Here is a 14,053-nt window from a genome sequence, read left to right on the forward strand (position 1 = left end):
ATAAGTCATTGCTCCTCAGCGGTAGGAGAACTAGATTCCGGCGTATCGCCGACTAAACTATTCAGGGCGTCGCCCGTAACTTGGATATCGGGGCGGATAGTATCCGCCTCGATTTCACTTATCAGCCCCTTTTGAGCCAGACGTCCGGCAATCAGTTTATAATAGCCTTCCATATTCTCTTTCAATTGTCCGTTTTCTGCGAAGGAACTGCGGAAGTGTTTTGGTTTTGGGATAATGGAAGCCAGAAAGATACTCTCTTCGGTCGTGAGTTGGGAAGGCCGTTTATTGAAATAATAAGCAGAGGCTTCCCGGATACCGTAAATCAGAGGTCCCCATTCGGCAATATTCAAATACACTTCGTACATACGTTCTTTAGACGTCAGCCTCTCTGTCTCTATTAGCCATACGATCAAGGCTTCTTCCAGTTTGCGGGCAAAGTTTTTGTTCCGGTTGAGGAATACATTTTTCACTAGTTGCATGGTGATTGTACTGCCTCCTCTGGCAAAGCGTTTGACTTGCAGGTCGTAAATCAATGCTTCACGTATGGCATCGGGCAAGAATCCTTTGTGATAGAAAAAGGCCCCATCTTCACTTTGCATGACGGACATCCGTAGCAGGGGAGAGATACTGTCTAATGGTGTGAAATGTTCCCAAGAGGGGCCGATAGGGAATGACCTGACAGGCATGCCATTCTCATAAGCAGTGTAAGTGAACTCTTCGCTCATCTTGGAAAGAGGTGTCGCACCATATTCCATGATCCGGAAATCTTTTTCTTTTAACTCCGATTTAAATCTGAGGCTGTCTAATTGAGCGAAATCGATGTCCAGCAGAAAATGATAAGCCAACTCACCTCTTGTCTTTATTCCTTCCAGATTGCTGAATAACCCTTTGGGGAGAGAACCGAATAAATCGTCAGCCGGGAACCAGGATTTATCTATGGCAGCTGTGAAGTGCCATTGAGCTTCTTTCTTTTCTGCTCGCAGATAGGGGTGGAATTGTATTTTGTTGAATAGAACTGTAGTGGTGCTATCCAACTCCAGCGTATGATTGCCGATATTCATCTGATACGTAAGCTGTCCTCGATCCAGATGGATAACTTCCGGCGAAAGGGCTTTGTGGAATATATCAAGACCGCTGACTCTGGCTTTACCGTTCAGTCGTAGCTGATTATTTGCAAGATTTTCTTCGGTCATGCTATAATATAAGGTGTCGAAAGTAACTTCTGCCCCAAAGCGGCGGTTGATATAAGGCAGTGAGATTTTCTTTTTCCCAGTAGCGAAAAGTTCTGTTTTCAACATCCGGGCTTTTCTGTTCAGTTCGCCTGTGGCTTTCCATTGTTGTGTCAGGGTATCTTCCTTTATCTTGATGGCCGACTGAAAACGATTGTCTTCAATCGTGAAGGCGGGGATGCTTAGGGCAACAAAATTGTTGTCTTTCCGTTCGGTTATATTGAGTTGAGTCAGTTGTCCGTTTTCGGGCAGAAAGCCATATATTAAGTTCAATATCCGGTCGATACGATGGCTGTAGTTGCTTTCGGTGGCAGGTTTGGTTGTGGCTTCCGATTGGCATTGGCGTTTGGAGAATAGAAAATCATAGTTTGCTACGCTGTCCCGTTTGATAAAAGCAATCGTTAGTCCGTCCATACGGATATTGCGTACTTCAAAGTTTCCTTTCAGTAGTTTCCAGGGGGTCAGTTTGACGTTGACAGTTTGCAGCGTAAGGAGAGTATCCCTTTGCTCGGGAACTACAGAAAGTCCCTGAATGGAGACTTCATTCAGACTACACATTTCCAGATTCTCATAGTGAATGTGCAGCCCGTATGTTTGTTCGATGTGAGTAGTACGTTTATTGGCTATACTCCGTAGAAGAATGCTACGGCTTAGATAGACACCGACAAGGCAGATAAATAAGATTCCTCCAATTGATAACAGGAGAATACTTTGTTTGCTGTTCTTTTTCATCATTTGCCTTTAAATAAATTATTGGATGCAAAGGTAGATAATATTCTGTTCAACCGGATATAAGTCGTTCTTTTTTAACATGATGTCCGTTTATGAGCGAACAACTGTTCATTTTCGTACATCTGCTTATACCTTCTTTGTTCTGATTATTAGGTGTTTACTGTTTTGGCATACCCCTTGCATTTATATAATCGAAGGCGGGCAACTGAAAAATGAAAAAAAGTTCAGAAAGTTGCAACCATTCAATATAGATGTTCCGTCTAATAAACAGAAGAACAAAAAAGAAAGTTGAACAAATAAAAAATATACAATTATGAAAACTACAGTATTATTCAGAATGATGGTTTTAGTAGCAATGGTATTTGCCGGTATCGCTAATGCAGAGTTGAAAGCACAGAACAATAACTTCATTACTAATGAAGAGAAAGTGGATGATGTTGTTGTATCGAAGGTTATTTACAGACTCGATGGCTCTCTCTATCGTCACATGAAATATGATTTTACGTATGATGAACAAAAAAGAATGGCGTCCAAAGAAGCTTTCAAATGGGATTCATCCAGCGAAAAGTGGATTCCGTATTTCAAGATAGATTATACTTATTCTTCTAATGAGATCACATTGTTATACGCACGCTGGAATAAATCACATAAAGCTTATGACGACTCTGTAGAAAAGAGCGTTTATGAACTGAACGATGCTAATATGCCGATTGCATATATGAACTATAAGTGGAATGACTACAAGTGGATTGAAGAATCGGCAGGTAACTGGGCAATGAATATACAGACTCCGGTAATAGATGAAGCAGACCTGCTGCTTGCCGGAAAATAACGATACTCAGGGGATTGTGAAATTCTCTTTCTCTCTTAAGGTTAACAAACGAAAACGGTGGATTACCCGGACAAGGAATCCACCGTTTTTTATTGTATCTGTCTGGAAACAATGTAAGTTATTCTATTTAATAAGTGACAGGTATTCTTCGTATCCTTCTTCTTTCATTTTCTCTTTGGGGATGAAACGTAGTGAAGCGCTGTTGATGCAGTACCGCAGTCCGCCTTTTTCTTTCGGACCGTCAGTGAATACATGTCCCAAATGGGCATCACCTGTTTTACTGCGTACTTCCGTCCGTATCATTCCGTGAGTTGTATCTTTCTTCTCGGCAATCAGTTCTTTTTGGATAGGCTTGGAAAAACTAGGCCATCCGCAGCCGGAATCGAATTTATCAGTTGAAACAAACAAAGGTTCTCCGGTGGTGATATCTACGTAGATACCGGGTCGGTGTTCATTCCAGAATTCGTTATGGAAAGCAGGTTCTGTTGCATTCTTCTGAGTCACGGCATATTGTTCCGCAGATAATTTCTTACGGAGAGTTGCATCATCCGGCTTTTGATAGTTTTTGGTTTTAGAAGCATTGGCCTTGCGTGCCATTTCAAATAATGCCGGATTGATGTGGCAATATCCGTTCGGGTTCTTATCCAGATAATCCTGATGATAGATTTCTGCCGGGTAGAAATTTGTCAGTGGCTTTACCTCAATAGCAATTGGTTTTTGATATTGAGTGGACAATACTTGAATAGCTTTATTGATGGCAGATATATCGGCTTGGCTGATATAATATATACCTGTTCTGTACTGCGTTCCACGATCATTTCCCTGGCGGTTGAGGCTGGTGGGATCTATAGTCTGGAAATACAGGTTGAGCAATAAGTCCAGACTTACTTCTTCGGGATTATAAACGACTTTTACTGTTTCGGCAGCATTCGTTTTGCCCGAACATACTTGTTCATAACTCGGATTGGCAACATTGCTGTTGGCATATCCTACCTGGGTGCTTTCTACTCCCCTGATTTGTTTCAGAAAGTGTTCTGTTCCCCAGAAACATCCTCCTGCAAGATAGATTTCTGCTTGATTCTTCATTGGCTTGGCTATCCCTAAAAATACATTACTGATGATCAGAATGACAGCGATAATTAAATGCTTCATATCCGTTGGTTCTTTCTATAATAACGAATGAGCCAACGGATATGTTTTAGAATAACTGTTCTTTGACAGGGCAGAAACTCTTTCTATTCAATAGTCTGTCCTTTATAGAAATCCAGTATCTTGGTACGGAACAGATATTCGTATTTAGCCTGTAACTTGTCTGAAAGAGCTTTGGTCAGATTCAGTTTGGCCTCGTTGTATTCAACAAAAGTAGCTTTTCCGTTATTGAACTTTTCGCTCATCAACCGGAAAGATTCTTCATTGGATTTCACTGCGACTTCGCTGGAGTTGTATTTGCTTTCCGCAGCTACGGCATTATACCATGCCTGCTGTATTTCTTTATAAAGTACTTTCTTGGTGTTATCCAGTTGTAAGGCGAGATTTGCTTGTTGCAGGCGGGCGGTACGTACCCGGTTGCGGGTAGTAAAACGGTTGAAGATCGGAACACTTAGGTTGAAAGAAAGGGATTTGCTCAGATTGTTTTTTAATTGGCGTCCGAAACCGAATTCCGATTCACCGTTTAGTGTATAGTAGCTGCTTCCTAATCCTGCACTGAAAGAAAGTTGCGGATAGAAGTCACTTTGGGCAATACGAATATTTTTCAAGCTGCCTTGTAAGCGATATTCTGCTGCCTTAATCCCCGGCTTATATGCAAGTGCCTGAGTATAAATGTCGTCTGGTGCCGTTAGTGGTTCGAACTCCAGCTCTTCTTTAGGATTTTCAAGAATGAAACCTTCCGGTGTGGGCAATTCTAATAACTGGCTTAAGTTTAGTAATGACAATTTATAAGTATTGTCTGCTTGTACAGCTGTCATATTATCTTGTGCTACACGAGCCTGTGCTTCTGCTACTTCTGCAGGTGAGGCCTTACCTACTTCATGCAGTCCTTTAATGCGTTTCAGCTGATCTTTGCTAAGGTCTACCTGACTTTGTGCTACCTTGTTCAATTCCAGATTGAAGAGAACCTGCAGATAGGCAGAGGTAACATTGATTGCAATATCCTCTTTTGCTTTATTCAAATCTTCGATAGCCGCTTGTAAATTGAGCTTGGCAAGCGAATATTGATTGGATAATTGCAAGCCCGTGAAAAGAGGTACATTGGTACTCAAGTTCAAACCTGTACTGGCACTGTTAGTGTCACTATATGAGTTATCTTTGGGAGAAGCTGTACGGCCCCAGCTCCATCCTTGGCTGACACCACCATTCAAGTTCGGGAGACGTGCCCATTTAGCAGTGTTTACACTTATTTTATTTTGTTCGGCTTCATTGGCTGTCTGACGAATGTCGATATTGTGCTCAATGGCATAGTCGATACATTGCCGTAAAGTCCAGGCCTGCGAGGTGGTATTCTGTGCTTGAATGGAACCGATACCGGTTCCGCTCAACAGAACAATTGCTATAGTTTTATAAATTGCTTTCATTCGGAATCAGTTATTTATCTTTTTTCTCAGCACCGCGTAGCTTGTCTTGAGCGGTTACACCTTTCTTTATCTCAATTTTGATACCGTTACTCATTCCGGTAGTCACCTGTGTACGTTTAAACTTCTGTTGTGGCACGGAATCCGTCATGATATATACGAACGTAGAATCACCATTGAACTCGATGGTACTTTCGGGTACTGCCAGCACTTTGTTGGCACGTTGCAATACAATTTCTGCATTTGCAGAATAACCGGAACGTATTTGTACGGTATCCGGCACCGTGATGGCTGCTTTAATCTCGAACTGGTTTGCTCCGTTGGTCTCCACTCCTTTGGGAGAGATATATTCAAGAATAGCATCGAAGGTCAGGTTCTGCAAAGCACCGATTGTCAGTTTGATCGGCATTCCCTCGTGGATACGTCCTACTTCGGTTTCGTCGATATTTCCCCGGAAAATGAGGTCGTTCATGTTTGCCACTGTAGCAATGGTAGTGCCGTCATTGAAGGTGTTACTCATGATTACGGAGTTACCGGCTTTCACAGGCACATCCAGAATAAGCCCGTCGATGGTAGAACGAATCATGGTACTACTGAATGAAGCGCTGTTTTTAGTGATTCCTTCTTTAATAATTTCCAGGTTATCTTTGGCAGTCTGATTTTCCTCACGTGCCTGTTTTACTGCCACTTCCCCTTTTTCAAAGTCTTCGCGGCTGATCAGCTGATCCTCGTACAGTTTTTTTATACGGGCAAAATCGGTTTCTGCTTGCTTTGCATTGATTTCTGCCAGACGAACACGGCTTTCTGCTGAATTTAGCTGTCCGAGTTCGGGGATTACTTTTACTTTGGCGATTACTTCCCCTTTTCTTACGCTTTGACCTGCTTCTTTAAAAACCTCGTCAACAATACCGGAAATCTGAGGCTTAATTAGAATTTCATCTCTTGGCTCCACTTTTCCGGTGGCTACTGTCGTTTTTTCAAGGTCTGTCACTTCTGCTGCCAATGTTTCATAAACTATAACCTTTGGCTTGGATTTCTGATAAAGAAATACAAATGTTCCGACAAGGATTATGGCGATAATTACCAATAACGTGATTTTCAGATACTTTTTCATCTTGAATATATATGTTTAATTTTTAATTCTTTGTTCTTCATTTATCATTCCACTGCTACTCATCTCTGATTGCTTCAATCGGCTTGATAGCCATTGCACGGTAGGCGGGTGCCAGTCCTGCCAGCATACCCAATGCGATTAGCAGTGCGCAGGTTCCGACTGCCAGACCGAAGCTGACTTGAAAATGTGCGTCTCCTCCGTCTGAGTTTGCTCCCATTTCAACCAGTTGCAATACCATGACGGCAAAAGAAATACCGAACATTCCGGCAATCGTAGTCAATACCATGCTTTCAGATAAGATTTGTTGGAGGATATCTTTGGGGCGTGCGCCGATGGCACGGCGTATACCGATTTCTGTAGTACGTTCTTTCACGGTGACCATCATGATATTCGACACTCCGATAGCTCCTGCCAGCAGAGTGCCCAGACCTACCATCCAGATCAGAATATGGATACCGTTGAATAAATTGTCTACCATGGAAAACATGGCTTCGGCATTCAGGTACATAAGCGCTTGTTTATCGTTAGGTGCAATGTAGTGTGCGGCTTTGATGATGGACTCCATTTGAGGTTGTACATCAGATACTTTCACACCATGTTTGACGGTGAAACAGATTACGTCAATTTGCCCGCCCAGATTGTAAGTCTGCTGCATGGTGGTAAATGGAAGGGTGACTGCTTCCGAGGCACGTCCCTGTATGTTCATGTTTCCTTCGGAAGAAGACATACCGATGATTTGATAGTAGATGCCGTCTACCCGTATATATTTGCCACACGGATCTTCTCCCGGTTTGAACAGGCTTTCGTAAACACGCTTGCCGATGACGCAGACTTTACGTGCTTCACGGATGTCTACGTCGTTGATAAAACGTCCGTATGCCATTTCCTGTGATTCGATGTGGAGATAGTCGGGATATAATCCTTTCACGCTACAGTCGTATTTCTTGTCTCCATATATTGCGTTGGACCCCCAGCGGGCAACAGAAGGAGTAATGACTTCCACTTCCTTCACTTGGGAGCGAAGACGTTCGATGTCAATGGCCTCCAGATCCCACCAGCGTCCTTTACGGAATCCTTTATAGGCTTCTCCCGTTTTTTGGGCGGCGAGGAAACCGGAGTTGGTGGCAAATCCTTCAAAGTTCTTTTGCATCATATCCTGCAATCCCTGTCCGCCGCCGATAAGAGCTACGAGCATGAAGATTCCCCAGAATACGCCGAATGCCGTCAACAGGCTTCTCGTTTTATTTCTTGTGATGGTGATGAGGATTTCCTCACAAGTATCTATGTCTATTCTCATAATCTTTAATCGGCTCTAAGTGCTTCAATCGGTCGGATGCTGACTGCTTTTCGGGCAGGGAACAATCCGGCTAATGTTCCGGCTATTACTAATGTGAGTGTAGCTTGAATGGCGATTCCTATATCGACCGTCGGATTCAGGAATACCGTTTCGGACCATATACCGTTATCCATAGTCTGGTTTCCGAAGGTATTGTTCATCCATTCGGTAGCACCGATGCCTGCAACCATGCCTATGTAACCGAATATGGTGGTAATCGTGACACTTTCTACGATAATCAGCCAAAGGATGGAAAGAGGTTTGGCTCCGAGTGCTTTGCGGATGCCAAATTCGCGGGTACGTTCTTTTACAGTAATCAGCATGATGTTCGAAACTCCGACAATCCCGCTTAATAAGGTAAAAATACCAATTACCCAGATAGCGATACGGAGCATTGCTGACCCCTGTTGCTGTTGCAAGTAGTTGGTGAATCGGTTCCATATCCAGATAGCACTATGGTCGGTCGGGTCAAAACGCTGGTTGGCACCGATCACTTTGCGATAGTGAGCTTCGAATTCTTCATTAGATTCTATTGTTTCCAGATTCTTGGTAGTCATAATGAGGTTGTTCAGCTTGTCTCCTTTATTATAAATGGTTTGCAGAGTTGTAAATGGAAGGTAAGCATCGCTGTCGCCGCTGTCTCCTTTGTCGTTGTACAGACCTACTACATGATAGACAACATTACCTGCATTCACGAATTGTCCGATGGGATCGGTATGTGTTTTGTCAAACAGGATTTCGGCAGTCTTTTTGTGGAGTACGATTACTTTCCGTCGTTCTTTAATATCGATTTCATTGATGAAACGCCCTTTAAAGAGTTTTACCACTTCCACTTCTGTATGATTGGGGTATACTCCGGAAAGATTCAGATTGACATATTCCGATCCGAAGCTCAGGTTTACGCCTCCCTGATATACAGTGGCTCCGGCTTTGATAACATGATCCGGGAAATTCTTATTGGTCGTATTCAGGTCTTTGTTGTCCAGTCGTATCCGTCTTCCTTCTTTCAGGCCGTCGTATGATTTGCTGGTCCATCCCGGATAGATTTTGATAGAGTTCATAGCCCGTTCGGAGGCCGACTGCTCGAATGCGTGAATTAGTCCGTTGCCGGCGCCCAACAGGACGATGAGCATGAATATTCCCCATGCGACGGCAAATCCCGTGAGAAAAGTCCTCAATTTATTGCGTTTGATGGTACTATATATTTCTTGCCAGATATCAATCATTTTTTTGAGTAATAAGTGATTAGTAATAAAATAAATAATAGGTATTAAGTATTAGGTATTAAGTATTAGGCTGCGTTGTGACCGCATGGAATTAATATTTAATACTTATTACCTAATACTTATTTCATGATTCCGTTCTGACCAAATGGAGAGGCATCGTGGTCGAGATTTTCTTCGATCCGTTCGATAATCCCATCTTTGATATGGATAATTTTGTCAGTCTGGTTGGCAACACCGCTTTCATGAGTTACGACGACGATGGTCATTCCTATTCGGTGCAAGTCTTTCAGTATCTGCATTACTTCTACAGATGTTTTGCTGTCCAGAGCACCCGTCGGTTCGTCGGCAAGGATTATCTGTGGTTTGGTGATTAATGCACGGGCAATGGCTACACGTTGTTTCTGCCCTCCACTCATTTCATTCGGCATGTGATGTGCCCACTCCTTCAGTCCCAGTCGGTCGAGATATTCCAGAGCGAGTGCATTTCGCTTTTTGCGGCTTACACCTTGGTAAAATAAGGGAAGGGCCACGTTCTCTACGGCATCCTTGAATGATATCAGATTGAATGACTGGAAGATAAATCCGATCATACGGTTTCGATACTCGGCAGCTTTCGTTTCGCTCAAGTCTTTGATAAGAACGTTGTTCAGATAATAATCTCCGGTATCGTAATTATCCAGTATCCCCAATATATTTAGTAAAGTAGATTTGCCCGAACCCGAAGCTCCCATGATGGAAACAAACTCACCTCGCTGAATGTCGAGATTGATGCCCTTGAGTACATGGAGAGGTGCTCCGTTGTTGTAGGTCTTGTTAATGCCTGTTAGTTTTATCACAATTTCCCTTATTAAGTTTCTTTTTCCTTTTAGTTTTTCACTATTAGACGCACGAAAGATACGAAAAGTTGCAAACAGAGTGAACTTTTTTGAAAAAACATTTTGTAGACTCAATCTTCTTTACGTAATTTGTGTGCAGTAAACTTTATAATTAACTAACCCTTTTAAATAAAGTATCATGAATTCAAACATGGAGAAACCCTACGTAGTAGGTATTGACATAGGCGGAACAAACACCGTCTTTGGGATTGTAGACGCACGCGGAACTATTATTGCCAGTAGCTCAATTAAAACAGCCGGCTATCCGACTGCTGCAGAATATGCGGATGAGGTATGCAAAAACTTGCTTCCGTTGATCATTGCTAATGGTGGTGTAGATAAGATCAGAGGTATCGGTGTCGGTGCTCCTAATGGTAACTATTATACCGGAACTATTGAATTTGCTCCGAACTTGCCTTGGAAAGGAATTCTTCCGTTGGCTGCTATGTTTGAAGAAAGATTGGGTATTCCTACCGCTTTGACAAATGACGCTAATGCTGCCGCTATCGGTGAAATGACTTACGGTGCTGCCCGTGGTATGAAAGACTTTATCATGATTACTCTGGGTACAGGTGTAGGTAGTGGTATCGTTATCAATGGTCAGATGGTTTATGGTCATGATGGTTTTGCCGGAGAATTAGGACACGTAATTGCACGTCGTGACGGTCGCATTTGTGGTTGCGGTCGTAAAGGTTGTCTGGAAACTTACTGTTCGGCTACCGGCGTAGCTCGTACAGCTCGTGAATTCCTGGCTGCCCGTACTGATGCAAGCTTGCTTCGTAATATTCCTGCTGAAAACATCACTTCGAAAGACGTATACGATGCAGCGGTACAAGGTGATAAGCTGGCACAGGAAATCTTTGAATTTACAGGTAATATTTTGGGTGAGGCTTTGGCAGATGCTATTGCATTCTCTAGTCCTGAAGCTATTGTTTTGTTTGGTGGTCTGGCAAAATCGGGTGATTATATCATGAAACCGATTCAGAAAGCAATCGATGACAATATTCTGAATATTTATAAAGGCAAGACTAAATTGCTTGTCTCCGAACTGAAAGATTCTGATGCTGCGGTGCTGGGTGCTAGTGCTTTGGCTTGGGAATTGAAAGATCTGAAAGAATAATATCGATTTTTTATAATAAAGGTAATTGAATCCCCGGGGGCGTTGAGTTTCCGGGGATTTTTTGTGTTTTCAGATATGCTAAAAAGACTGCATCGAATTTTATATTCCTAATACAATATTGGCATCAATATTCAACTTTTTACTGATTTCACGAGCCACTTTCAAGGTTGGCTCACTTCTGCCGGTAAAATAATCACTGATACGAGAAGGGCTCACTCCAAGCAACTCTGATAGTTTGGCTTGGCTAAGTCCCATTTCATACATACGAAGTTTCATTATATCAGCCAAAGATGGGCTTTTTATTGGATAATGCTCATCCTCATACTCCTCTACAAGCCCTGACAATAAATCTAGTTCAATAAGATTTTTGTCAGACAAAGGAGTATTATCATCAACTAATGGAAGAAGTTCTTCTATTCTTTCCATTGTAGCTTTATAAGCTGTCTCATTCTGAATCTTTGTCATATCTATATGTTTTTAACATCTATTTTATCATAATCTGCATGAGTGCCAATAAATCGAATTAAAATCGTTTTAATTGTGAACTTGATCACTACTATTAGCCTGTAATTATTACCCTTGATATTGAAAACATAATGTTGATTGCCTACATTATCGACACTATTAAATGTCTTTTTCATGTCGGCGAAGTTATTCCACTCTGCCAGTTTTGTTTTGTGATACCAATCTTCAAGGGCTATTTCAGCCTCTGGATTTTCGGTGTAATAATCAACGATTTTGCTTTTAGCTATTATTCTCATGTTTGCACTCTTTTATGCAAAGATAATTATTTCGTTTTGAAAAACAAAATAATATTTTGCTTTTCAAAACACAAGAGATGGAATAGGAGTAACTACTTTATTTTAAAAATCGATTCTTTTTTTTGAAGTGGACATTCAGGACATTTTATGCATTTGGAATTGCAATAAAGTTATCAATCCTTATATTCCTTACGAATAGGCGATAAATTTTGCATTTATGATTCTCTTGATGTTTTTGTATTATGTGTTTGTTGTTGATTTAGATATGTTTTTGAGATGATTGTTAGCTTTTTACTCTAATTTATTTCTTGTTTTAAATAAAATGATATTTGAAGAATGTTGGGCATCTGAGATGAAATAGAATTTCAATCGCTTGAAAGTTGATAAAATTACGATGTTCGGTGAGCAAACTGAGCTTGGTTTTAAAGAAATACTCCGTTCCTTTAAAACCAAGCTCATATTCCTTTAAAACCAAAACTGTTTCTCATTTTTATGCTGAGAATTTGGCAATAAAAAAGAGGAAATCCCGTTACCGGAACTTCCTCTTTTTTATTTCGAATCTCAGAGTTCAGCTTAGTTGTTAACTCTTTTTTCTTTGATTCTAGCTTTCTTACCGGTAAGAGCACGCAAGTAATACAATTTAGCGCGACGAACTTTACCTACCTTGTTCACTTCGATGCTATCGATAGCCGGTGATTCGATTGGGAAAATTCTTTCTACACCTACAGTACCTGACATTTTACGTACAGTAAAACGTTTCTTGTCTCCGTGACCGGCGATTTTGATAACAACACCACGGTACAACTGTACACGTTCTTTGTTACCCTCGATGATACGATATGCTACTGTTACAGTGTCTCCTGCTTTGAAGCTCGGGTGCTGTTTACCGGTAGCAAATGCTTCTTCTGCAATTTTAATTAAATCCATTGTTGCTATTATTAAATTGTTTTATCGTTACAACGCAACATACCAAGTATCTCTTCTCTTGACAGCGATTGCGCGAAAGCGGTGCAAAGTAACGAATTATTTGTCAGATAGCCAAATGTTTTGGAGAAAATGATCGGCTGTGAGCTGGTATCGAATGTTTTTAGGGGTACATCAAACAAATGTGGCAATAGATTTGTATCTTTATGATTGGGAATAGGAAAAAAGGCACTGCCGGGGAATGTGGAGAAGGGTTCACTTCTCTTTTGCAGCAGCCTTTATTGATCATTTTAAACAGTAAAAAATGGGGAATTTAATTTCATTTATGAAGAAGGTAGCCGACGGGCTACGGGAAAGTGGGAATTATGGGACCGCCCATATTTACAGGAGTAGCATGAGTGCTGTCGTCGCATTCAATGAAAGCGGGAATCTGCCTTTCCGAAAAGTGACTCCGGAGTTTTTGAAAAGTTTTGAAGCGTATCTGCGTGGAAGAAATTGTAGCTGGAATACGGTTTCTACTTATATGCGTACGCTGAGAGCTGTGTACAATCGGGCAGTAGACCGACGCATTGCACCTTATGTACCGCATCATTTCCGGTATGTCTATACGGGGACACGTGCCGATAAAAAGCGTGCATTGGAAAAAGAGGATATGGAACGTCTTATGAAAGATATTCCGAAACAGCTGCACTCGGGAAACAGGGAATTGCAGCGTGCCCGTGGTTTTTTCATATTAATGTTTTTGCTGCGTGGTATGCCTTTCGTCGATCTTGCTTATCTGAAAAAACATGATATAGACGGAAATGTCCTTACTTATCGTCGGAGGAAAACAGGCAGAATGCTGACTGTGACTCTTTTGCCGGAAGCGGTGAAATTGATCAAACAGCATATGAATACCGATCCTGCTTCTCCTTATCTCTTTTCGTTGATTTCCAGCAAGGAAGGAACGGAGGAGGCATATAAGGAATACCAGTTGGCATTGCGTAACTTTAATTATCAGCTGATGATTCTGAAACAAGTGCTGGGACTGACTACGGATCTGAGTTCATATACAGCGCGTCACACATGGGCTACGATGGCTTATTATTGTGAGATACATCCCGGTGTCATTTCAGAAGCAATGGGACATTCATCTATCACTGTCACAGAGACTTATCTGAAACCTTTCAAGAATAAGAAAATTGATGAAGCGAATGTAATGGTCTTCTCTTCCTTTAGGAAGTCTTTCTCGGTAGGTAATTATTTGAATTAAAGCCTGTTACTTTGTAGGTAACGGGGAGATAATACGCTGCAAAGATGAACATATTTTGGAAAACATGCAAACAAAAAAGATA

At 41.6% G+C, this 14,053-nt stretch carries 13 protein-coding genes; 3 read left to right on the plus strand and 10 right to left on the minus strand.

Annotated features, from left to right (window positions below):
• Positions 1 to 5 precede the first annotated feature (5 nt).
• The gene (locus tag HMPREF2794_RS18015) at positions 6 to 1,961 is read right to left on the minus strand and encodes a transglycosylase domain-containing protein (RefSeq protein ID WP_070752116.1); all 1,956 of its coding nucleotides are present in this window, start codon (positions 1,959 to 1,961) and stop codon (positions 6 to 8) included.
• Positions 1,962 to 2,274: 313 nt separating this feature from the next.
• On the opposite strand from HMPREF2794_RS18015, the gene HMPREF2794_RS18020 reads away from it, so the two are divergent.
• Positions 2,275 to 2,793 carry a DUF3836 domain-containing protein gene (locus HMPREF2794_RS18020; protein WP_010535471.1) on the plus strand — a complete coding sequence of 173 codons (519 nt, stop codon included), beginning with the start codon at positions 2,275 to 2,277 and terminating at the stop codon, positions 2,791 to 2,793.
• Between the two features lie 123 nt (positions 2,794 to 2,916).
• Here HMPREF2794_RS18020 and msrB read toward each other — a convergent pair whose 3' ends face one another.
• The 6 genes from msrB to HMPREF2794_RS18050 all read right to left on the minus strand — a co-directional run bounded on the left by msrB (position 2,917) and on the right by HMPREF2794_RS18050 (position 9,875).
• Complete coding sequence (msrB, locus tag HMPREF2794_RS18025; protein WP_010535470.1) at positions 2,917 to 3,945, minus strand: peptide-methionine (R)-S-oxide reductase MsrB; 1,029 nt, start codon at positions 3,943 to 3,945, stop codon at positions 2,917 to 2,919.
• An 83-nt stretch (positions 3,946 to 4,028) separates the two neighbouring features.
• Complete coding sequence (locus HMPREF2794_RS18030) at positions 4,029 to 5,366, minus strand: TolC family protein (RefSeq protein WP_070752117.1); 1,338 nt, start codon at positions 5,364 to 5,366, stop codon at positions 4,029 to 4,031.
• A 10-nt stretch (positions 5,367 to 5,376) separates the two neighbouring features.
• Complete coding sequence (locus HMPREF2794_RS18035; RefSeq protein ID WP_010535468.1) at positions 5,377 to 6,477, minus strand: efflux RND transporter periplasmic adaptor subunit; 1,101 nt, start codon at positions 6,475 to 6,477, stop codon at positions 5,377 to 5,379.
• A 55-nt stretch (positions 6,478 to 6,532) separates the two neighbouring features.
• A complete protein-coding gene (locus HMPREF2794_RS18040) occupies positions 6,533 to 7,774 on the minus strand; it encodes an ABC transporter permease (protein WP_010535467.1) in 1,242 nt (413 codons plus the stop codon).
• Between the two features lie 5 nt (positions 7,775 to 7,779).
• Positions 7,780 to 9,039: an ABC transporter permease gene (locus tag HMPREF2794_RS18045; protein WP_010535466.1), complete on the minus strand. Its 1,260-nt coding sequence runs from the start codon at positions 9,037 to 9,039 to the stop codon at positions 7,780 to 7,782.
• A gap of 119 nt (positions 9,040 to 9,158) precedes the next feature.
• Entirely contained in the window at positions 9,159 to 9,875 is a 717-nt protein-coding gene (locus tag HMPREF2794_RS18050) for an ABC transporter ATP-binding protein (RefSeq protein ID WP_070752119.1), read from the minus strand.
• A gap of 178 nt (positions 9,876 to 10,053) precedes the next feature.
• Between HMPREF2794_RS18050 and HMPREF2794_RS18055 the strand changes: the two genes are divergently transcribed.
• Positions 10,054 to 11,034, plus strand: a complete 981-nt coding sequence (locus HMPREF2794_RS18055) for an ROK family protein (RefSeq protein WP_010535464.1) — start codon at positions 10,054 to 10,056, stop codon at positions 11,032 to 11,034.
• A gap of 99 nt (positions 11,035 to 11,133) precedes the next feature.
• Here the strand turns inward: HMPREF2794_RS18055 and HMPREF2794_RS18060 are convergent, their stop codons facing one another.
• From HMPREF2794_RS18060 to rplS, 3 genes are all read right to left on the minus strand, one after another.
• Positions 11,134 to 11,499: a helix-turn-helix domain-containing protein gene (locus HMPREF2794_RS18060; RefSeq protein WP_010535463.1), complete on the minus strand. Its 366-nt coding sequence runs from the start codon at positions 11,497 to 11,499 to the stop codon at positions 11,134 to 11,136.
• A 2-nt stretch (positions 11,500 to 11,501) separates the two neighbouring features.
• Positions 11,502 to 11,795: a type II toxin-antitoxin system HigB family toxin gene (locus tag HMPREF2794_RS18065; protein WP_022301519.1), complete on the minus strand. Its 294-nt coding sequence runs from the start codon at positions 11,793 to 11,795 to the stop codon at positions 11,502 to 11,504.
• A gap of 573 nt (positions 11,796 to 12,368) precedes the next feature.
• A complete protein-coding gene (rplS, locus tag HMPREF2794_RS18070) occupies positions 12,369 to 12,722 on the minus strand; it encodes a 50S ribosomal protein L19 (RefSeq protein ID WP_005675578.1) in 354 nt (117 codons plus the stop codon).
• Between the two features lie 301 nt (positions 12,723 to 13,023).
• Between rplS and HMPREF2794_RS18075 the strand changes: the two genes are divergently transcribed.
• Complete coding sequence (locus tag HMPREF2794_RS18075; RefSeq protein ID WP_070752121.1) at positions 13,024 to 13,971, plus strand: tyrosine-type recombinase/integrase; 948 nt, start codon at positions 13,024 to 13,026, stop codon at positions 13,969 to 13,971.
• Positions 13,972 to 14,053: the final 82 nt, after the last annotated feature.

The organism is Bacteroides sp. HMSC067B03, from assembly GCF_001811315.1.
Classification (GTDB): Bacteria; Bacteroidota; Bacteroidia; order Bacteroidales; family Bacteroidaceae; genus Bacteroides; species Bacteroides faecis.